This is a genomic window from Natronorubrum texcoconense (assembly GCF_900100335.1).
GTDB lineage: Archaea > Halobacteriota > Halobacteria > Halobacteriales > Natrialbaceae > Natronorubrum > Natronorubrum texcoconense.
In genome coordinates this window covers 116,561-139,219 of record NZ_FNFE01000008.1, presented here as the reverse complement: position 1 = coordinate 139,219, position 22,659 = coordinate 116,561, and the positions used below count along the sequence as shown (strand labels likewise).

Here is a 22,659-nt window from a genome sequence, read left to right as displayed (position 1 = left end):
TCGGCCCGGGCGTATATGTAGGTAGGCACATCGAGTGATTCGACGACCGGAGGAGCGATTCGACGACCGAACGAATGATTCGACGATCGGCGGTATCGACCAAACGTGTCTTTAGGCTTCGCTCCTAACGTGGTCGCAGTTATGCCACTCGAGTTCTCGTCGTCCGGCGACACGCCCGGTCTCGAGCGCATCATCGGCGTGTTGGACGACGCTGACTGTCGGGAGATCATCTCGCTGCTCGAGGCGCCCAAGACTGTCCCGGAAATCGCGGACGAGGCCGAGTTGCCGCTCTCGACGACCTACCGCAAACTCGATCGGCTGACCGAAGCCGACCTCGTCGAGGAGACGGTCGGCGTGCGACAGGGCCGCCACCACAAGTCGCGGTACGTGGCGAACTTCGACCGGATCGCGATCAGCCTCGACTCGGATCGCGAACTCCGCGTCGACGTCGACCGATCGAACGACCAGTCGCTCGGCATCTGGTCGAACGCGACGGAAAAATTCTGACGACCTCGCGCTATTTCTTCGCCGAACCTGGATCCGGGTTCTCGTTCTGAGTCGATCGCTGACTCCGTTCTCCATTCGCGTCTTCGGACGGCCTACCGATCGGAGCCGGACTCGTCGCCGGAATCGACGTCGGGTTCAATCTCGGTCGCCGTCGCGGACGGCTCGGTCTCGCCGCCGATATCTTGACCTTCCTTGATCGCCTGGGCCTCCGCCTCCATCGCTTCGACGTCCATCTCGGTCTGCTCGATCTCGCCGATGATCTCGGCAATGTCGTCGAGGCCGATCAGTTCGCGCGTCTCCTCGTCGAACTCGAGACTCTGGAGCGAGTCGTCGCCCTCTTTGACATCGCTACCGGAGAGGTGTTTGCCGTAGCGGCCGACCATCGAGGTGAGCTCTTGAGGCATGACGAACGTCGTCGATTCGCTCTGGCCGATCTCCTCGAGCGTCTGCATTCCCTTGTCGATGATGGCGCGTTCGCCCATCGATTCGGCGGATTTCGCGCGCAGAACGGTCGAGATCGAGTCACCCTGCGCTTCGAGGATCTGGCTCTGCTTTTCACCCTGTGCGCGGATGATCTCGCTCTGTTTGGCCCCTTCGGCCTTCTCGACGGCGCTGCGGCGTTCACCTTGGGCCTCGAGAATCATGGCGCGGCGTTTCCGCTCGGCGGAGGTCTGCTGTTCCATCGCCCCCTTGACGCCCTGGGACGGCGTCACCTCGCGGACCTCGACGCTCTCGACGCGGATCCCCCACTCGTCGGTGGGCTCGTCGAGTTCGGTACGAATTCGCTCGTTGATCATCTCTCGGCGGCTGAGCGTGTCGTCGAGCTCCATGTCACCGATGACGGCGCGCAGCGTCGTCTGAGCGAGATTCGAGACCGCTCGCTCGTAGTTCTCGACCTCGAGGAACGCGCGTTTGGCATCCATCACTCGGATGTAGATGACGGCGTCGGCCGTCACCGGGGAGTTGTCCCGCGTGATCGCTTCCTGACTCGGGACGTCGATCGTCTGGGTCCGCATGTCGAAGGTGTAGACCCGCGAGACGAACGGCGGGACGATGTTCAGCCCCGGCTCGAGCAGTTTGCGGTACTCTCCGAAGACGGTCAGTGCGCCCCTGTCGTAGGCGTCGACGATCTCGACCATCTGCCAGACGGTGATGACGACGAGCAGGAGGACGACGACTCCCGCGGTCAGCATCGGATCACCGAGCTGCAGCGGTCCGAATGCCAGAACGTTCATTATTCATATCAGGGGCGCTGTCCCAATAACCATTGGGTTGCGTTAGCGTCTATTTAGTTGCCGAACGTTGATATTATCGCCGATCAAGAGGCCAGTTCGATCTACTCCGTTGTGTCCGTACGGGTTTCGATCACGAGTTACACGAGGAGCTGAACGTCGGATTCGGCCATGTGCTGTAGCGCGGTCGCCGCGCCCACACCCGTCGTCACACCGTCGTAGAAGTCGTCCTCGTCGTACTCCATCAACTCGATCGTCATCTGACAGGCCTGCAGGTCGACGCCGGTTTCCAGCGAGAGTTCGATCAGTTCCTCGATACTGGCGGTGCCGTTCTCATCGATCCTCTTTTGCATCATCCGCGTCGCCATCGCGTCCATTCCGGGGAGCGCGGCGAGTGCGTTCGGCATCGGCATGTTGGGATTCCCGACGGCACTGAGCTTGAGGTCCCGGGATTTCTCCTCGTGGAGGATATCGAGCCCCCAGAACGTGTGGAAGACGACGACGTCCCAGCCGAAAGCTGCGGCTGTACTTGCGAGGATCAACGGCGGATACGCCATGTCGAAACTCCCCTGGGTGGCGACGATCGTCAGCTTCTGTCGGTCGTCGTCGTCGTCCAGTTCGGCCATCGACGCCTCGAGTTCCTCGACGCGCTCCCGAAGCGCCTGAACCTCGGCGGCATCGAACTCGCTCTCGCCGTCGGCGTCGACCGACGATGGGGGATTGTCCGTGCTCATGTTATTCCGTTTTCTTGACGTAGTGGGTGTAGAGGTCGCTATCCTCGACCTGGTCGAGGAGTTCGACCCCGCTGGTGCCGTCGGCCCAGCCCTGGATGTCGCTTATACTGCCCGAGTCGGTTGCAACCACTTCCAGGACATCGCCAGCCTCGAGGTCGTCGATGGCTTGCTTCGTCTTGACAATGGGCATCGGGCAGGACTGTCCTTTCACGTCGAGCGTCTCCGTGGTGTCGTATTGGGAACTCATAGTTGATTTCTATGCTCTGTATTGGAGCTATCATACAATATCGAATGCACCCATAAAAGGATGTCGATTATTGCACTGTATAAGAACACCTGTGGTTTGCGGAGGTTGGTGTATGTCTCTGTATGAGTGCTTCACGCGCCCTTCTCGGATTATAACCCGATACATCTCGCGAGCTATATTGTGTGATTTAGGAACTACTATACAAACGCTTAAGGGCTCGTAGCCGCTACCGAGTAATGTACAATATGGACGACATGGACTTTCCAACGCCGGATGTCGAGATCGAGTCGGTGACGCCGGACGGGCTGAAAGGACGCATCGACGCGGGCGAGGAGGTCACGCTCCTCGACGCCCGGATGGAGTCGGATTACGAGGAGTGGAAGATCGACGGCGAGCGCGTCGAGTCGGTCAACGTCCCGTACTTCCACTTCCTGGACGAGGAGATCGACGACGACGTTCTTGCAGAAGTTCCGGACGACCGTGAGGTTACGGTCCTCTGTGCGAAAGGCGGTGCCAGCGAGTTCGTTGCGGGCGCGCTGAAAGAGCGCGGCTACGACGTAAACCACCTCGAGGAGGGGATGAACGGCTGGGCACGCATCTACGAGGCCGTCGAGATCGAGCGCTACGACGGCGCGGGCACGCTCTACCAGTACCAGCGCCCCTCTTCGGGCTGTCTCGGCTACCTCGTGGTCGACGGCGACGAGGCGGCCGTCATCGACCCCCTGCGTGCGTTCACGGATCGCTACCTCGAGGATTCGGCGGAGTTAGGTGTCGAGCTAACGTACGCGATCGACACGCACATCCACGCGGACCACATCTCGGGCCTTCGAAACCTCGCCGAAGAGGGTGTTGAGGGCGTTATCCCCGAAGCCGCCGTCGACCGCGGCGTCACCTACGCCGACGAACTGACACTGGCCGAGGACGGCGACGAGTTCCAGATCGGCGACGCCACCATCGAGACCGTCTCCACGCCCGGCCACACCTCCGGGATGACCTCGTACCTGATCGATGGCGAACTGCTCGCGACTGGCGACGGGCTGTTCGTCGAGAGCGTCGCTCGCCCCGACCTGGAAGAAGGCGACGAGGGGGCCGAAGACGCTGCCAAACAGCTCTACGAGTCGCTGCAAGAGCGCGTGCTCTCTCTGCCCGACGAGACGCTAATCGGTGGCGCCCACTTCAGCGACGCCGCTGAGCCCGCCGCCGACGGCACCTACACGGCGCCAGTCGGCCAACTCGTTGACGAGATGGATGCCCTGACGATGGACGAAGCCGAGTTCGTCGAGTTGATCCTCTCGGATATGCCGCCCCGGCCAGCCAACTACGAGGACATCATCGCGACGAACCTCGGTAAACGGGAGACCGGCGATCAAGAAGCGTTCGAACTCGAGCTCGGCCCGAACAACTGCGCCGCCAGCCAGGAGTCGCTGGCCGGTGACTAACGCCTCATATCCACAGTCGAATGGTCACTGAACTCTTCGCTCCGGCGCTGTACGAATCGCTGTTTCCCGTGGGGATCAGCCGCTACGTCGTCGGCGGACTGCTCGTCGGCCTCGGAGCCGTCGTTATCTACCTCGGAACCGGCATCGCGGCCGGCGCGAGTACGTTCCTCGAGTCGACGCTGTCGTACGTCTCCGACCAGTCGTGGTTCCAGCGCTACCGGAGTTCACGGGACTGGCGGGTCGTTTTCACACTCGGGATCATCGCCGGCGCGTTCGCCTACGCGCTGACGTTCCAGTCCGGACTGGTCTCGAGCGGGCTTTACGAAGCCGGGGCGACCGGCGAGTTGTACGATGTCGGCGGTGTCACACTCTGGCTGACCGATGTCCAGCCCTGGCGGCTGTTCCTGGGCGGCATTCTCGTCGGGATCGGCACCCGGATCGGCAAGGGCTGTACCTCGGGCCACGGCGTCTGTGGCGTCGGCTCGGCCTCGAAGACGTCGATCGTCGGCGTGATGACGTTCCTCGCCGTGGCGATCGGAACGGCCCAGGTCGTAATGGCACTGGGGGTGAGTCCGTGATGAGCGAGATTCTCGTTCGAGAATCTCGGAAACGCGAACGGGGAGGTGACGACCCGTGAGCGGCAATCGCCACCCGCTGTTCATGCCGCTGATCTTCGTCGGCGGCCTGATCTTCGGCTTCGGGCTCGGTTTCAGTCATATGGCCCGACCCGAAGTCGTGCTGAACTTCCTGCAGTTCGAGGATTTCGGACTGCTGTTCGTCATGTTCGGCGCGGCGATCGTCTCTGGCATCGCGTTTGCGATCGTCCCGCGACTCCGCGATCGTGCGCCGTTGACGGGCGACACGTACGGCCGGCGGCTAAAATCGTTTGACCGCAACGTCCTGATCGGCGGCGCGATCTTCGGCGTCGGTTGGGGCCTCTCGGGGATCTGTCCCGGTGCGGCCTACGCCAGCCTCGGCGTCGGTAACATCACGATCCTGTGGGCACTCGCTGGGATGTTCGTCGGAGCCTACATCCAGGGCTACTGGCGCAGCCAACGCGCTGTCTCGGAAACCACGCCCGCAGGCGCTGACTAATTCGTTTCACGCACGTCTTGCGTTCGGCGCTCGAAATAGCGGGTGGTTCTGCTATCACGTGCGCCACCGCTGAGATCAGCGCATTGGTCGACTGAGCGACGGGGGCGTCGTCTTACACACCAAGCCACGCGAAGCGATTTGCCGGCAAACGCGAGCTAGCTGGGACCGCTGTGTCGTTCGATCAACTCCTCGAGTTGGCCCTTGCTTTGTGCTCCGACCGTCCGCTCGACCGGCTGGCCGTCGGCGTACAGTACGAGCGTCGGCACACCCCGGGCGCCGAGTTGCTGCGCCAGACGCTGATGGGCGTCGACATCGACTTTTGCGACCGCGGCGTCGGTCTCGGTTGCCAGCGACTCGATCGTCGGCTCGAGCATCTGGCAGGGTCCACACCAGTCGGCGTAACAGTCCACGAGCACGACGTCGTGCGTACTGACGACGTCATTCAGGTGTGCCTGCCCCTCGATTACGATCGGTTCGGACGGTGTCGCCATACTGTCGCCGGTCCCGTCCAGCTCGCCGTCGTTCTCGAGGCGCTGCTGAAGTTCTCGTTTCTTCTGCTCGCGGATCCGTTCTCGTTCGTCGTCCGGTGACTCGCTCATAGATCGTTCGTACGGACTCGGCGACCTTAGTAATTGTTCTTACTGAACAATACTGCGTGGTCGAATCGACTCTCATCGAGATACCGGTTCTCAACGGCGATCGTCCGAACTGGGGGGACGCTATATCGGCTCGCCGCTCGAGGACCGTTGCTGTCGTTTCTGGTCTCGTTTTCGGAAGCCTCTGGCGAATGCGGGACTGGGCGGACGCGAACCACTATTACGTCGCCGGTCGGTATACGACTGGAGTCGGGAACGGGGTTCTACTCGCGGGACGTCGCGCCGTTCCCGACGATGACCCACCACGAGTACGCTGACGCCGAGGCGCTAGCCGAACTCGCCCGCGTGGTCCGACCGGACGGCCGCCTCGTCACCGTCGACTGGTCAGCGACTGGAGACGGCGAGGACGGTCCGCCGGTGGACGAGCGGTTCGGCCCCGAAGAGGTGGCGAGCCAACTCGAGCGGGCCGGATTCACCGTCGATGACGCGCCCGTGGAGCGAACCGACATTTTATAGCATTGGGGTTATTATACATTATTGTGCCTGAACAGAATGCAGCGACCGAACGGCTCGGAATCGTCCTCGAGACCGCAGATCCCGAACGCGCTTGGAACGCACTTCGACTCGGTATTACGGCCGTAGAGAACGGCCACGAGGTCTCGGTGTTCCTTCTTGGCGAGGGCGTCGAGGCCGAGGGTGTCACCGACGGTCAGTTCGATGTCCGCGATCGGATGGAGGCGTTCGTCGACGGCGGCGGCGACCTACAAGCGTGTGGGACGTGTCTCGAGATCCGCAACAGCGAGGAAAGCGAGTACTGTCCGATGTCGACGATGTCCGACCTCCTCGAGATCGTGACGTCGTCCGACCGCGTGCTGACGATCGGCTGATCGCCGTCGCGCTACCGCCCCCTCATTCGTCCCGCTGTAAGCGCTCGCGGCGTTGTTCGAACTCCTCGTCGGAGAGATCACCGCGAGCGTAGGCCAGTCGGAGTTCCTCGAGCGCCGGGTCTTCTTCGGTCCGCGCCGAGCGCGCGGCCGCCTTGTATACCAAATAGCCGACGACGAGGAGCAACAGGAGGGGGAGCCAGCCTATTAGCCACATTCCCGTCCCGGTTGGACCGTTCCACGTGCCGCCGTTCCACATGTGGCCGCCACCCCACATACCCATCATCGGCCAGGCGACGGCCATCAGCAGGAGCGGCACGAGCACGACGAGTGCGACGACGAGCAACAGGATTCGAAGAAGCGTATCATCGTCAGCCATACGGAACGATTCGATCGATGCCGTAATAAGCACCAACCACAATTTCGAAAAATTCCCGCTAGTACTACCGCTCGAGTTCGTGCAATCTCACGCTCGGGACGGCGGCACGAGCATCACGTTCCCGTTCGCTCGAGCGACGATATCTTCGGAGACGCTGCCGAGCAATAATCTGCGGAGCCGGCTGTGGCCGCGCGAGCCGACGAGGATCGTCGTCGGATCGTGGGACTCTTCCGCAGCGAGAATCTCGTCGGCGGGGTCTCCCTGTCGAACCTCGGTCCGCGTCTCGATACTCCACGCCTCGAGTTGATCGGCCAGTTCACCCAGCCGTGTTTCTGGATCCTCGTCGTTCGAGAGCCCCGAATCCTTCGGCGTTTCGACGTGGACCAGCGTCGCTTCCTGGGTCGCGTGACGCAGATACGAAAACGTCTCGAACGCGCGCTCGGCGTTCTCCGAGAAGTCCGTCGCGTACAGCATCCGCTGGAAGAGATGCTGTCTGACGACAGCCGGGTCGTCGGCCGCTCGCTCGATGCGGTTGACCAGCAGCGGCGTCTCGGTCGTCCGGGCGAGGTTGCGCGCCGTCGAACCGATGACGCGATTCTCGAGCGGACTCTTCCCGCGCGAGCCCACGACCGTGAGACTCGCTCCGATCGTCTCGGCCAGTCCGGTAATACGTCGGTGAGGCGTCCCGCGGACGACGTGCGTCTGGACGTCGAATCCGGCGTCTTCGATGACCCGTTCGTATTTCCCGATCGCTTTCCGTCGCCGGGTCTCGAAGTCGATACCGGGCATTCCTCTGTGGACGTTCGACGGGATAACCGTCACGAGATGCATTTCTTCGATCCCAATCCGTCCGAGACACTCGAGACAGGTCTCGTTCTCGATGGTCGCCTCGCTGGCGGCCGAGAGGTCAGTGGCGAGTACCGCTTTCATACCGACCGTAGGTGCTGGCGGTATAATATTGTTTGGGTAGCCCAATACCGAGTGGAAAACAATCGCACACGAAGAAGTGCTGGATCTCGTTGTACGCCGACTCCTTGCGGTCGTCTGGACTCCCAGCGGACAGGATCGCTCGCTCGCACACCCCGGTTCGCGCCTACGCTCTCGCGACGCGAGATTGCACGTCTTCGCGACGCCAGTCGCCCGGAAATACTAACGCGGGCGACACGACGCCCCGGCACGAACTGGCCGATCAACGCAACTCCCATATTCTCATAACTTACACAGATATCTCCGTTGGATAGCCGTCCCATATTTCGCAGTAATATTGTACACTAGTCCCAAAAGCGTTATACCATCTCTCCGGGTAGAGAGCACCGAGTAGAAATCCATGATCCGCACACTATCGAACGCAAACGAGGGGCCGGACGAATGATCGAATTCGCAGCCCTCTCCCCACCGGTGCAGGCGATGCTCCTCGTGGGAGTCATCCTCGTTCAGGCGGTTGCCCTCTACGCTGGCTACGGCATCCTCGAGCGAGTCGCAACGCCACTGATCGACACGATCACGGACGCACGATAGATGGAGATATTCGGCCTCAGTCTGGCGCTGTTGGCGCTGTTCGTGAGCTTTGGGTTCATGGTCGGGGTGCTGTTCGGGTTCTTCGGGATGGGTGGGTCCTTCCTGATCACGCCGACGCTGTTGCTCCTCGACTACCCTGCCTCGGTCGCAATCGGTAGCGGGCTGGCGTTTTACTTCGGGACGTCCGTGATCGCCGTCCTGAAGCACTACGACGTCGGCCAGGTCGACTACAAACTCGGTGCGATCCTGTTCGTCGTCCTTTCGATCGGGATCGAACTCGGGAGTCGGCTCGTCTTCGGCCTCGAGGCGCTCGGCGTCGCCAACCTCGTCACGGGCGTCGCCTACGTCGTCCTGCTGGCTGGAATCGGCGTGCTGTTCCTGCGCCGTGCGTACAACCTCGAGGACGATGACGACGATGGCGATGACGATGACGGTGCCAACGACGACGAGATTCCGGCGATCGGCCAGAAGATTCAGTCGTACACCGTGCCGCCGATGATCTCCCTCACCTCCGGCGGTCGGGCGTCGGTGTGGACGATCGGTGGCGCTGGCGGGAGCGTCGGCCTCATCTCCGGGTTGATCGGTGTCGGCGGCGGATTCATCCGAATGCCCGCGATCTACTATTTGATCGGGACGCCCCTGACCGCCGCGGTCGGCACAAGCCTCTTTGCCGGCCTCTTCTCGGGCGCGTTCGGGACCTTCACCTACGGGATGTCCGGCAGCGTCGACCTCACGGTGGTCTCCTTGCTGCTCGTCGGGAGCGCACTCGGTGCGAGAATCGGCTCGGCGGCGACCACGATGGTCGAGGAGGACGACGTGATCGTCTACTTCGGGCTGATGATGCTGTTCGCCAGCGGCGGCATCGCGCTCAGCGAACTCGCGAACTGGCTGGGGACGGGTGCACTCGACATGCTGAGCGTGTTCCTGCTCGTCGGCTCGTCGTTTTTCGTCGCGTCGATGATCCTCTACAAGGTCTTTCAGTCGGCTGGCAGTGGGGAACCGGACGCACAGACGGCTCCAGACGGAGGTCGTTGATGATCTCGACGCACCGTCAGCACAGCGCCGAACCAACTGTTACTCTGCCTGGCACACACACGCGTAGGCGCTCGTGATGCTCGTCGCTACCGTTGCCCTCGTCCTGGCACTCGGTGTCGCCTCCCGCGTCCTCGCGGACCGACTGCAGATTCCCAGCGTCCTCTTTCTGATCTTCGCCGGAATCGCGATCGGTCCCGAACTCCTCGGACTCGTCTCTCGAGAGACGTTCGGTGGCGGGCTCTCGGCGATGGTCGGCGTCAGCGTCGCCATTATCCTCTTCGAGGGGGGCTACCACCTCCAGCTCGAGAAACTTCGGGAGAGTCCGACGGCGCTTGCTCGCCTCGTTACCGTCGGTGCGGCCATCACCTGGCTCGGGACGGCCGCCGCCGTCGTCGTCTTCCTCGAGACCAGCCTCGAGGTCGGCCTGCTGGTCGGCGCGTTGCTGATCGCGACCGGCCCGACCGTCATCGGCCCTATCCTGCAGGTCGTCACCGTCCGCGACCACGTCGCGTCCGTCCTCGAGGGTGAGGGGGTGATCAACGACGTGACTGCGGCGATTCTGGTGGTCGTCGTCTTCGAGGTTCTCATCGCCGACAACGGGAATTCGCTCTCGTTTCTCGTCAACTTCTTCGGACGGCTCTTCATCGGGCTCGGTATCGGTGCGCTCGTCGCTGGGATCGTCTGGTTCGCGCTCAGCCGGGGCAACCTCGCGCCGAAAACCGGGTCGTTGCACGCGCGCCTGATCGTTCTCGCCGGGATCGTCGTCGCCTACGGTGGCGCCGAGACGATCGCTAGCGAGACGGGGATCGCCGCCGCCGCGATGGCGGGATTCGCACTCGGCAACGTCGACCTGCCACACCACGAGGAGGTCATCGACTTCCTCGACGACCTTTCGGTGGTTGTACTCTCCTTTATCTTCGTTGCGTTGGCGGCGCTGATTGACTTCGAAGACATCTTTACGCTCGGGTTGGCCGGACTCGCTATCGTTGCTGCGATCACGCTGGTACTCCGGCCCGCCGTGATCTACCTCTCGACGACGGATGAACGGTTTACTCGCAACGAGCGGCTCTTTCTCAGCGCCGTCGGCCCGCGGGGAATCATCCCAGCCAGCGTCGCGACGCTGTTCGCCGTCGAACTGCAGGCGCTCGGTCGGCCACAGGAAGCCCAGTTGCTCGCTGGCACCGTCTTTCTCATCATTTTCGCGACGGTCGTCCTTCAGGCCGGCCTCGCACGACAGATCGCGAACACCCTCGAGGTTTCACCAATGCGCATAATCATCGTCGGCGGGGGACGGGTCGGCCTTTCCCTCGCCGCACGGCTCGAACAGGACGGAGAGAACGTACTGCTTATCGACAGCGACCCTGACGCGGTCGAGAAGGCCCGCGAACGCGGTCTCCGGGCGGTCGAGGGCGACGGCACCGACGCCGACGTCTTGGAGCGTGCCGGCGCGTCGGAGGCCAAGACGGTTATCGCGACCACGCCCGACGACGACGTCAACCTGCTGGTCTGCCAACTCGCGAAGACGGGCTTCGATGTCGAGAAGGTCGCATCGCGGGTCAATCAGCCGGACAACGTCGGAGCTTTCGAGTCGCTCGACGTTCGGGCGATCGACCTCTCGATGGCGACCGCGTGGTCGCTCGAGAACGTCTTAGAGCGGCCGTCGCTGTCGTCGTGGATGAACGAACTCGGCCGAACCGGCGACGTTCAGGAGATCGAAGTGACGGCTGCGGACCTCGTCGGGAAGACGATCGCCGAACTCAACGCTGATATTCCCGACGGCTGTATCGTCGGCCTGCTCACTCATCGGGACGGGACGACGGAGGTCCCGACTGGTAACCACGAACTTCGGAGCGGAGATCGAGTCACCTTTCTCGGCCAGACTGACGCGGTCGATGGTGCCGTCAAGCGGTTCCATCCCCACGACTGATCGCCGCCCGGCAAGAGATACAGTTGCGAGGACCGCCGGAGTAGAAACCCGGGCCCAAGCGCCTCGACAAGGACTGTTCTCGCGTGCTGGTCGCCACTACCGTCTGTGTACTATATTGTGGAAACCATACAAACTATTAAGACGGACCAGTCCATACATCAGGATACAATGGGCGAAACGGTCACACAAAGCGAGACAGCACAGTCTTACGGCACGCAGCAGTACGTGAACAAGCTCCTCGGTGCCTTCCTCGGCATCGCGGTGATCGGCTGGGGGGCCAGCGTGTTCCTCACCGCAGTGCACTTCTGGGCACTGCCGCTTCCCTCCGGAATCGAGCCTGAAGGAAGCATGGCCGTGATCACGAGCGCGTGGGCGTACGTCGGTCCGGTTCCGCTCGCACTGCTCGGTGCGGGCTACTACGCGACGATGATCGTACTGGGCGGGCTCTGGCTCGAGACGAAACACGAACTGCTCGGGACGGGAATCTTCGCGATCACGCTGGGCGGACTTGGTGCGTCCGCTTACTTCGTCTCCCTTCAACTCGGCGTTATCGGGGCGATCTGTCCGTTCTGTATGATCTCGGCAGCGGCGACGACGAGTCTATTTGCGATCGAAGTGATCGTAAAGCATCTCGGTGGTGGACGCGTCGCCCCACCGATCTCGAGTACGCGAATCTGGCCGCCGCTGATCGTCGCGACAATCTCGATTACGGTCGTCGCGATGTACGGTCTCACGCTCGCTCCAATTCCGGGCGTTTGAAAGCGGACATCACACGATCCGAAGCTGTTGACCGTCTCTTTCGTCGACCGACAGAACGGTAACGGGACGATCGACTCGAGTCGACTCGATTGGGCGAACTGCGCGTCAGACGACCAGTTTTCGGGTGTCTTGCAGATTCGGCCCTGTGGAGGCGACCCAGTCTGAACGTTATCTATTGTTCAATATTAACAATACTATCGCTGTTCTACTTTCTCATCATACCCAGTGACACCCTTCGTTTCGGAGTTGGTTCGGCGCTGACGCCGCCGGAACTCCGAGCTGACGTTCCGCACTCGGGGAGGCGACATATTTTAACTACGGCGTACACGGGCGGAGCCAGGAGTACGTCGTCGGCGCCGCCACCGACTTCGTTCGGTCACACGAGTACGACGCGCCGGCGACGGCCGATCGGTACGAGACGGCGACCGCTGGCGACTTCTCGTTTGCAGCCGGCGCCCGCCGGTTCGAAGTTGGTTCGGCAAATCTGGCCCCACGTCGCACTCAATGAGGCGATTCGAACCGTCGACGGTGTCGGCACCGATCTGATCGAGCGCCGAATCGGCGAAATCGACGCGCTCCTCGAGGCCATTGCCGACGGCTGGTAAGATTGCTGCGACGAGAACGCCGTTTTCGAACTCTGAACCGGCTCTACAGTGGGATTGCGCAATATTCACATAACCCTTATACCGCTGGGCCCCCTTTCCGGAACCAGAACATGGCTAACTCGATGGCAGAACAACTCCAGCAGGATATGGAGTGTGAAGGGCTGCTGGAGTGTATCCACGGTCTCAAACAGCTCGACAAGGAGTGTTTCCGGGCGATGGTCGAAAGCGATGAACCGCTGACGATCGACGAAGTCGCGGAGCGGGTCGATCGCGAGCGCTCGACCGCCTATCGATCGATCCAGCGGCTCCTCCAGAGCGGTTTCATCCAGAAAGAGCAGATCAACTACGATCAGGGTGGTTACTACCACGTTTATTATCCGACCGATCCGACGCAGATCTCGAACGATATGCAGCGAATGCTCAACGACTGGTACGCCAAGATGGGTCAGCTCATCCAGGAGTTCGAGGACAAGTACGAACACGTCGAGGACACCCCCACACCCGTCGAGGGATAGCTCCCGGCTCTCTCGAGAGCCGTGCTGATTTCACGACCCCATCGAGCTTTCACGCGGGATGTGTGTTAGTCACACACGTCTGCCGCACACCTCGCTCGAATCATCTGGTACGTTGTGTTCGTCCCAACAGTAGTTCAGAAGATGGGGAACGCTTCGATACCACTTTAGCACGGCTGAAACCTCGGAACCGGCCGCCCTCGACGCAATCTGATTCTCTGACTGCTCCGTGACCAGTTCATTCGAAACCATCGACGGCTCTCTTCCCCAATCAATATTGTATAGTGTCCACAAAACTCTTAAATACTCGAGGGCCGTACGAGGACGTGATGACAGTTGATGCATACAGCGACTCGCCCGAACGGTCGATCGACGAACCGATCCACATCGACGGCAAGCGTCACCTCGACGAGATCGTCGACGAGCACGACGTGGTACTCGTGGATTTCTTCGCGACGTGGTGTGGCCCGTGCCAGATGCTCGAGCCGGTCCTCGATGGACTGGCAGCCGAGACGGACGCCGTGATCGCGAAAGTCGACGTCGACGAACACCAGCAGCTCGCGGGCGCCTACGGTGTCCGTGGCGTTCCGACGCTCGCGCTGTTCGCGAACGGCGAACAGGCAGAACGATACACCGGCGCACTGCCGGCGGACCGGCTTCGCGACCTGATCGAGGGATACACTGAATGAGCGGGAGTCCGAACACGCCTTCGCCCGTCCGCGACGTGGTGATCGTCGGCTCCGGCGTCGCCGGGCTCTCGGCGGCGGTGTACGCCGCGCGAGCGGACCTCGAGCCGCTCGTCCTCGAGGGCCCGGAACCGGGCGGACAACTTACGCTGACGACCGAGGTGGAGAACTTCCTCGGGTTCCCCGAGGGCGTCGGCGGGATGGAGCTGATCCAGCGGGGCAAAGACCAGGCCGAACGGTTCGGCGCGGAGTTCGAACACGGCACGGTTGAGGACGCGACGCTTACGGACCGTCCACTCGAACTCGAGCTTTCGACTGGTGACAACCTCCGAACTCGAGCACTGATCGTCGCGACCGGAGCGAGCGCGCGCTGGGTCGGCGCGGAGAACGAGGCCGAACTGATGGGCTACGGGCTCTCGACGTGTGCGACTTGCGACGGCGCGTTCCACCGCGGCGACGACGTGCTCGTCGTCGGCGGCGGCGACAGCGCGATGGAGGAGGCGCTCTTCCTCGCGAAGTTCGCCGAGAGCGTCACGATCGTTCACCGACGGGAGGAACTGCGGGCCTCCGAGGTTATGGCCCGTCGCGCTCGCGAACACGACCGGATCTCGTTCCGCTGGAACGCGGAACTGCTCGAGATTCACGGTTCGCAGAACGAGGGCGTCACCGGCGCGACGCTGGTGAGCCACCCCGACGGTCGCCCGACGGAACAGCTCGAGGCGGGACTCGACGTCGCGGAGGAGACCGTCGCCGTCGGCGGCGTCTTCTACGGCGTCGGCCACGTTCCAAACACGGCGTTTCTCGAGGAGACGCCGGTCGAACTCGACGAGACGGGTCATCTGCTGACGCTCGAGGGGATGACGACCGAGACCGCGGTCGACGGAGTGTTCGGCGCCGGTGACGTGATGGACCCCGACTACCGGCAAGCGATCACGGCCGCCGGAACCGGGAGTATGGCTGCCCTCGATGCGGAGTCGTGGCTCGACGAGGAACTCGAGCGAGAGGCGCCGGCCGCCGTCACCGTCGCGACAACCGACTGAGGGAGTTGCCTCGCAGGACCACCGTTCGAGCCGACCTCACTCTGCGTCGGGTCCCTCGATTAGATCAGCATCCGTCGGTCCCTGTCCGTCGAACTCCCTGACGAACCCGTCCAGCATCGACGAAACGCCTGCACCCGGGAGTTCGGTTTCAGCGGTGGTGCACGCACGATCTACGCCGATCCTCTCGCAAACGTGATCGGCCGTCACCTCGGCCATCCGCCGGTACGTCGTCAGCTTTCCGCCGACGACGCTGGCGAAATTTTTGACGCCCTCGGTCGGGCCGTGATCGAGCACGTGAAACCCTCTGGAGATTCCGCGTCCACCTCGCGCGGCTTCCTCCGGTTCGTACAGCGGCCGAACGCCCCACCACGTCCGGACGTGTTCCGCGTCGGCGACGTCGGGAAGTATCGTCGCACACTCCGAGACCGTCTCTTCGACTTCCCAGTCGGCGGTCTCGTACGCGTCGGGGTCGTCGACCGGCACGCTCGTCGTTCCGAGGACGACCTCTCCGTCGTGGGGGACGATAATATCGCCGTCCGCGGGATCTCGACAGCGGTTGAGTACGGGCTCGAGTCCCTCGTAGTCGACTGAAATCATGACGCCCCGCGTCGGCCGCATCTCGACGTCGACGCCGGCCATGGCGGCCAGTTTGCCGGCGTGGGCGCCGGTCGCGTTCACGACGTACGTCGGTTCGACGGTCTCCGCGACGTCGTCGCCGAGCGAAACCGCCGCGATTCGGCCGTCTTCGACGGTTATCGACGTCACCGGCGCGTGGGGCAGGATCCGCGCACCGTGGTTTCGAGCGTCCGCCGCGTTCGCGGCGACCAGTCGCGACGGGACGACGACGCCGTCGGGCACCCACATCGCGCGCTCGACCGCGTCCGCGAGGCCGGGGACCGCGTCTCGAGCGGTATCGCCGTCCACCACCTCGATCGGGATTCCGATCTCCTCGCAGGCCGCGCGTTTCTCCTCGAAGTAGTCGGGATCGTCCTCAGCTAACTGGACGAACAGGCCGCGGGTCTCTCGGACGCATTCTCCGCCGATCTCTCTGAGGATTCGGCTTTCCTCGAGACACTCGAGGGCTCCTTCGGCGTCGCTCTCGGCGTAGCGAGCGCCGCTGTGGAGGAGCCCGTGAGACCGTCCCGTTGCGCCGGCCGAGAGCCCGTCTCGGTCGACGAGCGTGACGTCAACGCCGCGCAGCGCGAGGTCCCTCGCGATTCCCGTCCCGGTCGCGCCGCCACCGACGACGAGGACGTCCGGTTGACTGTTCATACGGGAGCGTCGGGTTCCGTACGGAGGTACTTTTCACCTCACGAGTGAGGCAATAGCGACGTGTCACGTCTCGAGAACCGCCGCTATCCGTCTGGAACGTACTCTGGGTTGACGACGTCGGAAGCGACTACTCGTTGTCGTTTATTGCCGTCGGAAAAGCATACGCCGAGGATCGTGGCATGATGATCTGGGATTGACGTACTCCATTGTGTCGGTCTTATGGAACCACAGGGGTAGTGTCACAGATCCACAATGGTTAGAGTTGGGTTTCGGTTGGTGTGTGTCGGTCTCGTATCTCCATCACCTCATCAACAGTTACTGCACGTCCAATAATAAAGGTTATCCTGTAGCCAATATCTACACTTAGGTGGACGAACCTATTCAAAGATATCTTTTTACCTCTATCTGATGGTCATATGTTCAATAGCTATACGTGTAGTGGGCTGGTTTCTGGTCAGTTTTAGAACGAGACCGGCGCCGGACGTTCGTCGTTGCTACCCACCGCATCGGGGTCGAGACGTCGAAACGGACCGTCGTCGCCGACGTCGAACTCGGCAACGAGTCCACAGCCGTACCACGCGAGACCGGTCGGCCTCGCGGGTAACAGGTTCGGCGCCGTCGTGCTCGCAGGACGGAGATCGCACACGCGCTCGAAACGAGGGATCCAGGCGCTACCAGGCTGGCTCTCCCGGACAAGCGCCGTCAGAAGACGAACGGAAGGTCGAAGCGCTTTGCACGCTGCTCTCGTTACGCTTTGGCACCGGCCAGGAAACCGAACGATCGACGCCCGCCGTCGACTCGCGTCTTACGGCGACGGCTGTTCGCTCGCGACGCTGTCGGCGAACTTCTCGCGGACCTTCTCGATCTTCGGCGCCGCGTGCATCGTGCAGTAGGCGTCGTTGGGGTTCTTCTCGAAGTAGTTCTGGTGTTTCTCTTCTGCCTCGTAGAACGTCTCGAGCGGCTCGATCTCGGTGACGATATCCTCGTACAGCCCCTCGTTCTCGAGTTCCTCGGCGAACGCCTCGGCGGTCTCGAGTTGCTCGTCGTCGTGGGCGTAGACGGCCGACCGGTACTGGCTCCCGACGTCCGGCCCCTGCCGGTTCAGCTGGGTCGGGTCGTGGATCGTAAAGAACACCTCGAGTAGGTCCTCGTAGGCGATCCGGTCGGGATCGTACTCGAGTTGGACGACCTCCGCGTGGCCGGTCCGTCCGGAACAGACCTCGCGGTAGGTGGGATCCTCGGTGTCGCCGCCGGCGTAGCCGGAGGTGACCGACTCGACGCCCTCGAGTTGTTCCATCGCCGCCTCGACACACCAGAAACAGCCGCCGCCGAACGTCGCGCGTTCCATGGGCGTTCGTTGGGGTCGCGCGAGGAAAGGTGTGACGGGTACCGACGCCGTTCTATCGACGCTTCGTTCATCACCGTCGGCTTCGTCCGCACTCGCTGCCGCGGTGCCAAGGGATTTCACGGGGGCCGATGAACGCCGGGATATGTCCTGGGACACTGTCCAACTCGATTGGAATGGAGACGTCGCAACGCTAACTGTCGACCGCCCGGAGGCGCTCAACGCGCTGAACGTGGCGACGCTCGAGGCGATGAGCGAGGCGCTCACCGAAGCCGCCGACGAAGGCGCCCGCGCGCTGATCCTGACGGGTGCCGGCGACGACGCGTTCATCGCGGGTGCGGACATCGAGTACATGAAGGATCTCTCCACCGCCGAGGGACAGGCGTGGGGCGAACTCGGTCACGACGTCGCGGACGCGCTCGAGGCGTTCCCCGCGCCGACGATCGCGGCCGTCAACGGCTACGCGTTCGGCGGCGGCTGCGAGATGGCCATCGCCTGCGACCTGCGCGTCGCCAGCGAGTCGGCCGTGATCGGCAACACGGAGATCGACCTCGGCATCATCCCCGGCTGGGGAGCCACCCAGCGGCTGCCGGAACTCGTCGGCGACGAGACCGCGCGGCGGATGATCTTCCTCGGGGAGCGCCTCGACGCCCGGTCGGCCGCCGAGGCGGGCATCTTCGGCGAAGTCGTCGCTGACGAGGACCTCGAGGAGACCGTCGACGAGTTAGCCGAGCGGATCGCGGCGAAGCCGGCAGTCGCGATGCGCGCGGCCAAGCAGGCGCTCAACCAGCGCTACGAGGGGTCGCAGTCGGCCGGCCTGACTTACGAGAAACGGGCGTTCGCCAGCCTGTTCGGCACCCCGGACCAGCGCGAGGGGATGGAGGCGTTCGTCGAGAAACGGGATCCGGAGTTCGAGTAAAATAAGTCACACGAACATCACGCTGCTGTTTTAATTTTCACACCCGCCAGTAGGTAACCATAGATGGGTCTATCGGCTGTTATTGATCGCGTACAATGTGTACCGGACCGAAGTATGAATACCACCTGTTCGAGTGAGTGGTTTTGTTTATATACACGGGGACCCCGTCGTTCGAGTGAATCCTTTGAAAGTTCGCTCTCTCAGAAAATAGTTAACCACCCATGCTGATATACTACGCTTCAACACTCTCTACGATGCCACCCTGTCGCTAGTATAGCTGCGTTTTATCATCTACCAAAATAAAATTTCCTTTTGTGGTAGTATTAATACATATTCTTTCCTTCCTCTATTCAAATGAATACACTCGAACGATGGGGTCTCTGGGTACAACGGCTTTTATATACATCACCACCCAGTCGAATCACTCGAACGGGTGGTCGAAAAATCTAAACGGACGTGTGAGAATGCTGTTAATAATGACTCGATTCGCCTTCACTCCGGGGAACTTCCCTTTTCAAAATCGGAACGCTCTGTTGGATGATTACACACCCGAGGAAATGGTCGGAAGGGACGACGAACTCGAGGAATACCACGCTGCGCTCTAGCCTGCGATCAACGCGAGCCAGCCTGATAACATCTTTTTATACGGAAAAACAGGGGTCGGAAAGACTGCGGCCACCAAATTCTTGCTTGACCGTCTCGAGGACGCCAGCGAACAACACGATGTTACGATTAATACTCACGTTGTCAACTGTGACGGTGCTGATACCAGTTATCGAGTAGCCGTCGAACTCGTGAACTCTTTCCGTGATGACAAAATTAGCGAGACTGGCCATCCTCGATCCAAAGTTTACGATCTGATGTGGGACTCGTTCGACGATCACGGTGGACTCATCATTTTAGTCCTCGACGAAATCGACCACCTCCAAGACGACTCCCTACTCTATCAGCTTTCTCGAGCGCGAGAAAACGACAACATCAGTAATGCACGCGTTAGCGTCGTTGGAATCAGTAACGACCTGACTTATCGGGATACTCTCTCCCCGAAGGTTCGATCCAGTCTCTGTGAACGGAGTATCAACTTTCCGGCGTACACCGCTGACGAACTAGAGGAAGTGCTGCGTCAGCGTCAATCCATTGCGTTTCAGGACGACGTTCTCGAGAACGGTGTCATTCCATTGTGTGCTGCGTTCGGAGCGCAGGAGTCCGGCGATGCGCGGAAAGCTCTTGACCTCCTGTTGAAGGCCGGAGATGTCGCGCATGAAGGTGATGCTGATATGGTTCGCGAAGAGCACGTTCGTCGCGGTCGTGGTCTTCTTCAAGAAGAGGAGATTACGCGCGGGATTTTAGGGCTCAATACGCACGAGAAAATTCTGCTTTATGCACTGGCATCGTACGTTTCGTCGGGTGACTCCCCCGTCCGATCTCGTGATTTGTATCGCCGGTACGAGATGTTTTGTGGAGGGGCTGGACACGATCCGCTGACGAGTCGATGGATGCACGACCATCTCGATGAACTCGAGATGCTAGGATTGGTCAGCGCTGAAAAGCGGAACGAAGGGAGCTCTGGGGGACAGTACAAGACGTTTGAGTTGAGCCAGGATTTGATTGCCGTCCTTGATGCGTTAGACGAGACGATTGAGACGGTGGGTGTCCATCGCTCGGTGCGAACGATGCTGGACTAGTGATGTGGTTCAAAGGTGTGTCCAATTGTTGGTCGGCGACTCTTTTTTGGTAACCGGACGGGTGGGCTTTGTCGCTACGATATCTGACACCGCATTGAATACCGACTCTCGAGTCAGCTATCCACCGTCCACCGCAGTAACGCCCCGTCGTCGATTCGCTTCACGCTCTCGAGGCTCAACAGCGGGAACTCGTCGACGAAGCCGTCACCGTCGGCGAGCGTCGGCGCGTCGCGGCCGCCGATCACCTTCGCGCCGACGTAGACGGTGAGCTCGTCAACTAGGCCGACGTCGAACAGCGAGAAGATGAGTTCGCCGCCACCCTCGACCATGAGCCGCTCGAGTCCCTGTCCCTGCAGCGTCGCGAACGCGCGCAGGAGGTCGACGCGATCCTCGCCCGCGGTCACGAGTTCCGCGTGGTCGGCGAGATCCATCCGCGAATCGATCGGCGCGGCCTCGCTCAGACAGACGTACGTCGCCGCTCGATCGTCGAGAACTGCTGCGTCTTCCGGCGTTCGACCGTTCGAGTCGACGACCACCCGGGCGGGCTGGGCCGACTCGCCGCGCTCGAGCCGCTGTTCACACAGCGTCTCGTCTTTGACGGTGAGGCTGGGATCGTCCGCGAGAACGGTGCCGACGCCGACGACGACGGCGTCGCTGTCGGCCCGGAGGCGATCGACTCGAGCGAAATCTTCCTCGCCGCTGATCGCGAGCTGCTCGCGACGGCGCGAGGAGAGTTTGCCGTCCGCGCTCATCGCTGCGTTGACGACGACGTGCATACCTCTGCTGTGTGGCCGACCCTAAAGAAGATACTGAGGCGTCGCAAGGACGGGACTGCCGTCCGGCTCGAAAACGCGCTCGCTACGCGACCGCGGCCGACTGCGTTCGATTACGCGACTTCGATGTCGCCGACCATCGTTCCGGCGTGGGGTTCACAGACGTACTGGGCCATCTCGTCGGTGACCTCGTCGATCTCGAGGGTCTGTGTCTCTCCCTCCTCGTCGATGATGTCGGTTTCGTAGTCGTCGACGACCTCGTCGCCGTCGTCTCGGATCTCGATGTTGTGACCGACACCGTCTAGGTTCTCCCACATGATCTCGTAGGACTCGCCCTCTTGCAAGGTGAGCGTCGGGTTCTCTTCGCCGTTGATCTCGTCCGGAGCGACGCCCTGCCAGGCCGACGTTTCCCCGCCGAGTTCGATCTCGCCGGGCTCGATCGCCTCGCCGTTTCCGTTATCGCCTTCCTCGTCCCCGTTTTCTTGGTCCTCGTCGCCATTGGCGGGTTCCTCTTCGTCCTCGTCACCGGGTCCCTCGTCGCCACAGCCGGCTAACACCGCTGAAAGGACCGCGACGCCGCTTAGCTTGAGCATTCGCCGTCGACTCTGTGTGTTATCGAGTGTCATCTCGTCTACTGAACGTCTTGTGCCCGTCTGGATAACCTGCCGCCTGGCACTCTCATGGCTGAAAGCTCCGGTTTTGGGCGTGAGAGAGTGGGTGAACCGACGCGACGATGGAACCGAGACAAACGGTCTCTGGTTCGAGTCGCCGCGGGCTCACGCTCTTCGTGAGACTATTCTCGAGGCTGTTTCGCGGTCGACCGTGGTTCGGCAGTCAGTGTACCGTTTTGCCCCTCGAAATCGGTTGTTGCCGTTCGTTGTCGGTCTCGATCACCGGCGCGCGACGATCGCGAACGTCTCGGGTCGATCACGGACGGCGTCGATCGAAAACCCGGCCTCCTCGAGCTGTGCGACGACCGCATCGGAGCCGAATCGTTCGTCCCGCGGCGGCCCGTCGTCACCCGATCCGTCGGCGGACCAATCGACGGTGACCAGGCGACCTCCCGACCGGATCGCTCGAGCGAGTTCCACGAACGCTTCTTTGTCGGCGTACTCGTGGTGGGTGTTCACCGAGAACGCGCCGTCGAGTTCGTCCTCGGCGAACGGGAGCGAGGTAACGTTCGTGGTCACCAGGTCGACGTTTGCGGGAACGCCGTGCTCCCGAAACCGGTCGTGCATCGCCGATTGTACGTCGACAGCGTAGAGCGTCCCGACGAACGGGGCGACGTCAGTCGCGTAGAATCCGGTACCCGAACCCAGATCGGCGACGGTCGCATCCGGGTCCGGATCGAGCAACTCGAGCAGTTCCTCTCGTGAACAGAAGCGGTAGCGCGACGGGTCGTCGAGGGCGTCGGCCCGCTCGACCGGGAACGTGTGAAATCCCATACCGTCGATTGGCCGGGGAGGGGCA

At 61.9% G+C, this 22,659-nt stretch carries 26 protein-coding genes and 1 pseudogene; 16 read left to right on the top strand and 11 right to left on the bottom strand.

Translation table 11 applies throughout. From position 1 onward, the window contains the following. Nucleotides 1–141 precede the first annotated feature (141 nt). A complete protein-coding gene (locus tag BLT08_RS20250) occupies nucleotides 142–507 on the top strand; it encodes a winged helix-turn-helix domain-containing protein (protein ID WP_090311675.1) in 366 nt (121 codons plus the stop codon). Between the two features lie 92 nt (nucleotides 508–599). Here BLT08_RS20250 and BLT08_RS20245 read toward each other — a convergent pair whose 3' ends face one another. From BLT08_RS20245 to BLT08_RS20235, 3 genes are all read right to left on the bottom strand, one after another. After that, nucleotides 600–1,742 carry an SPFH domain-containing protein gene (locus BLT08_RS20245; protein ID WP_090311674.1) on the bottom strand — a complete coding sequence of 381 codons (1,143 nt, stop codon included), beginning with the start codon at nucleotides 1,740–1,742 and terminating at the stop codon, nucleotides 600–602. A 137-nt stretch (nucleotides 1,743–1,879) separates the two neighbouring features. After that, entirely contained in the window at nucleotides 1,880–2,473 is a 594-nt protein-coding gene (locus BLT08_RS20240; protein ID WP_090311672.1) for a DsrE/DsrF/DrsH-like family protein, read from the bottom strand. A 1-nt stretch (nucleotide 2,474) separates the two neighbouring features. Then, complete coding sequence (locus tag BLT08_RS20235; protein ID WP_090311636.1) at nucleotides 2,475–2,720, bottom strand: sulfurtransferase TusA family protein; 246 nt, start codon at nucleotides 2,718–2,720, stop codon at nucleotides 2,475–2,477. A 245-nt stretch (nucleotides 2,721–2,965) separates the two neighbouring features. On the opposite strand from BLT08_RS20235, the gene BLT08_RS20230 reads away from it, so the two are divergent. Genes BLT08_RS20230 through BLT08_RS20220 form a run of 3 tightly spaced genes read left to right on the top strand, consistent with a single transcriptional unit; the run spans nucleotide 2,966 to nucleotide 5,254 of the window. Then, a complete protein-coding gene (locus BLT08_RS20230) occupies nucleotides 2,966–4,159 on the top strand; it encodes an MBL fold metallo-hydrolase (protein ID WP_090311634.1) in 1,194 nt (397 codons plus the stop codon). 20 nt (nucleotides 4,160–4,179) lie between these two features. Further along, the gene (locus BLT08_RS20225; protein WP_090311632.1) at nucleotides 4,180–4,737 is read left to right on the top strand and encodes a YeeE/YedE family protein; all 558 of its coding nucleotides are present in this window, start codon (nucleotides 4,180–4,182) and stop codon (nucleotides 4,735–4,737) included. 55 nt (nucleotides 4,738–4,792) lie between these two features. Then, on the top strand, nucleotides 4,793–5,254 hold the full coding sequence (locus BLT08_RS20220) for a YeeE/YedE family protein (protein ID WP_342707668.1): 462 nt from the start codon (nucleotides 4,793–4,795) through the stop codon (nucleotides 5,252–5,254). A gap of 155 nt (nucleotides 5,255–5,409) precedes the next feature. Here BLT08_RS20220 and trxA (BLT08_RS20215) read toward each other — a convergent pair whose 3' ends face one another. Further along, complete coding sequence (gene trxA / locus BLT08_RS20215; protein ID WP_090311628.1) at nucleotides 5,410–5,853, bottom strand: thioredoxin; 444 nt, start codon at nucleotides 5,851–5,853, stop codon at nucleotides 5,410–5,412. Between the two features lie 99 nt (nucleotides 5,854–5,952). On the opposite strand from trxA (BLT08_RS20215), the gene BLT08_RS20210 reads away from it, so the two are divergent. Further along, nucleotides 5,953–6,366, top strand: coding sequence for a hypothetical protein (locus tag BLT08_RS20210; RefSeq protein WP_394328203.1), 414 nt, complete (start codon nucleotides 5,953–5,955; stop codon nucleotides 6,364–6,366). A gap of 23 nt (nucleotides 6,367–6,389) precedes the next feature. Then, complete coding sequence (locus BLT08_RS20205) at nucleotides 6,390–6,737, top strand: DsrE family protein (RefSeq protein WP_090311626.1); 348 nt, start codon at nucleotides 6,390–6,392, stop codon at nucleotides 6,735–6,737. Between the two features lie 22 nt (nucleotides 6,738–6,759). Here BLT08_RS20205 and BLT08_RS20200 read toward each other — a convergent pair whose 3' ends face one another. Both BLT08_RS20200 and BLT08_RS20195 read right to left on the bottom strand, forming a co-directional pair. Next, nucleotides 6,760–7,113 (bottom strand): SHOCT domain-containing protein, encoded by a 354-nt coding sequence (locus BLT08_RS20200; protein WP_090311625.1) that lies wholly within the window; start codon nucleotides 7,111–7,113, stop codon nucleotides 6,760–6,762. A gap of 87 nt (nucleotides 7,114–7,200) precedes the next feature. Continuing rightward, the gene (locus BLT08_RS20195) at nucleotides 7,201–8,043 is read right to left on the bottom strand and encodes a universal stress protein (protein WP_090311623.1); all 843 of its coding nucleotides are present in this window, start codon (nucleotides 8,041–8,043) and stop codon (nucleotides 7,201–7,203) included. A 438-nt stretch (nucleotides 8,044–8,481) separates the two neighbouring features. On the opposite strand from BLT08_RS20195, the gene BLT08_RS23190 reads away from it, so the two are divergent. From BLT08_RS23190 to BLT08_RS20165, 8 genes are all read left to right on the top strand, one after another. Continuing rightward, nucleotides 8,482–8,631, top strand: coding sequence for a DUF7512 family protein (locus BLT08_RS23190; protein ID WP_175529396.1), 150 nt, complete (start codon nucleotides 8,482–8,484; stop codon nucleotides 8,629–8,631). Then, nucleotides 8,632–9,666, top strand: coding sequence for a sulfite exporter TauE/SafE family protein (locus BLT08_RS20190; RefSeq protein ID WP_090311622.1), 1,035 nt, complete (start codon nucleotides 8,632–8,634; stop codon nucleotides 9,664–9,666). 76 nt (nucleotides 9,667–9,742) lie between these two features. Next, nucleotides 9,743–11,593, top strand: coding sequence for a cation:proton antiporter domain-containing protein (locus BLT08_RS20185; protein WP_090311620.1), 1,851 nt, complete (start codon nucleotides 9,743–9,745; stop codon nucleotides 11,591–11,593). Between the two features lie 168 nt (nucleotides 11,594–11,761). Next, nucleotides 11,762–12,352, top strand: coding sequence for a vitamin K epoxide reductase family protein (locus BLT08_RS20180; protein WP_090311619.1), 591 nt, complete (start codon nucleotides 11,762–11,764; stop codon nucleotides 12,350–12,352). A 470-nt stretch (nucleotides 12,353–12,822) separates the two neighbouring features. Further along, nucleotides 12,823–12,957, top strand: a complete 135-nt coding sequence (locus BLT08_RS23670) for a hypothetical protein (protein WP_281245280.1) — start codon at nucleotides 12,823–12,825, stop codon at nucleotides 12,955–12,957. A 110-nt stretch (nucleotides 12,958–13,067) separates the two neighbouring features. Further along, complete coding sequence (locus BLT08_RS20175) at nucleotides 13,068–13,472, top strand: helix-turn-helix domain-containing protein (protein ID WP_090311617.1); 405 nt, start codon at nucleotides 13,068–13,070, stop codon at nucleotides 13,470–13,472. Between the two features lie 326 nt (nucleotides 13,473–13,798). Next, the gene (trxA, locus tag BLT08_RS20170; RefSeq protein ID WP_090311615.1) at nucleotides 13,799–14,158 is read left to right on the top strand and encodes a thioredoxin; all 360 of its coding nucleotides are present in this window, start codon (nucleotides 13,799–13,801) and stop codon (nucleotides 14,156–14,158) included. Further along, complete coding sequence (locus BLT08_RS20165; RefSeq protein ID WP_090311613.1) at nucleotides 14,155–15,195, top strand: NAD(P)/FAD-dependent oxidoreductase; 1,041 nt, start codon at nucleotides 14,155–14,157, stop codon at nucleotides 15,193–15,195. The genes trxA (BLT08_RS20170) and BLT08_RS20165 overlap by 4 nt, the downstream gene beginning before the upstream one ends. 36 nt (nucleotides 15,196–15,231) lie before the next feature. On the opposite strand, the gene BLT08_RS20160 is transcribed toward BLT08_RS20165, so the two are convergent. Then, nucleotides 15,232–16,467 (bottom strand): FAD-dependent oxidoreductase, encoded by a 1,236-nt coding sequence (locus tag BLT08_RS20160; protein WP_090311612.1) that lies wholly within the window; start codon nucleotides 16,465–16,467, stop codon nucleotides 15,232–15,234. Between the two features lie 805 nt (nucleotides 16,468–17,272). Next, nucleotides 17,273–17,815, bottom strand: coding sequence for a peptide-methionine (S)-S-oxide reductase MsrA (gene msrA / locus BLT08_RS20150; RefSeq protein ID WP_090311608.1), 543 nt, complete (start codon nucleotides 17,813–17,815; stop codon nucleotides 17,273–17,275). Nucleotides 17,816–17,957: 142 nt separating this feature from the next. Here msrA and BLT08_RS20145 point away from each other — a divergent pair, with 142 nt between their 5' ends. Together BLT08_RS20145 and BLT08_RS20140 are read left to right on the top strand one after the other, a co-directional pair. Further along, nucleotides 17,958–18,731 (top strand): enoyl-CoA hydratase/isomerase family protein, encoded by a 774-nt coding sequence (locus BLT08_RS20145; RefSeq protein WP_090311606.1) that lies wholly within the window; start codon nucleotides 17,958–17,960, stop codon nucleotides 18,729–18,731. A 476-nt stretch (nucleotides 18,732–19,207) separates the two neighbouring features. After that, nucleotides 19,208–20,416 (top strand): annotated as a pseudogene (locus BLT08_RS20140) (orc1/cdc6 family replication initiation protein). A 113-nt stretch (nucleotides 20,417–20,529) separates the two neighbouring features. Here the strand turns inward: BLT08_RS20140 and BLT08_RS20135 are convergent. The 3 genes from BLT08_RS20135 to BLT08_RS20125 form a co-directional block, all read right to left on the bottom strand. After that, a complete protein-coding gene (locus BLT08_RS20135; protein ID WP_090311604.1) occupies nucleotides 20,530–21,192 on the bottom strand; it encodes a 2,5-diamino-6-(ribosylamino)-4(3H)-pyrimidinone 5'-phosphate reductase in 663 nt (220 codons plus the stop codon). A 110-nt stretch (nucleotides 21,193–21,302) separates the two neighbouring features. Then, nucleotides 21,303–21,815: a cupredoxin domain-containing protein gene (locus BLT08_RS20130; protein WP_245724291.1), complete on the bottom strand. Its 513-nt coding sequence runs from the start codon at nucleotides 21,813–21,815 to the stop codon at nucleotides 21,303–21,305. Between the two features lie 264 nt (nucleotides 21,816–22,079). Continuing rightward, nucleotides 22,080–22,634 carry a class I SAM-dependent methyltransferase gene (locus tag BLT08_RS20125; RefSeq protein ID WP_090311601.1) on the bottom strand — a complete coding sequence of 185 codons (555 nt, stop codon included), beginning with the start codon at nucleotides 22,632–22,634 and terminating at the stop codon, nucleotides 22,080–22,082. Nucleotides 22,635–22,659: the final 25 nt, after the last annotated feature.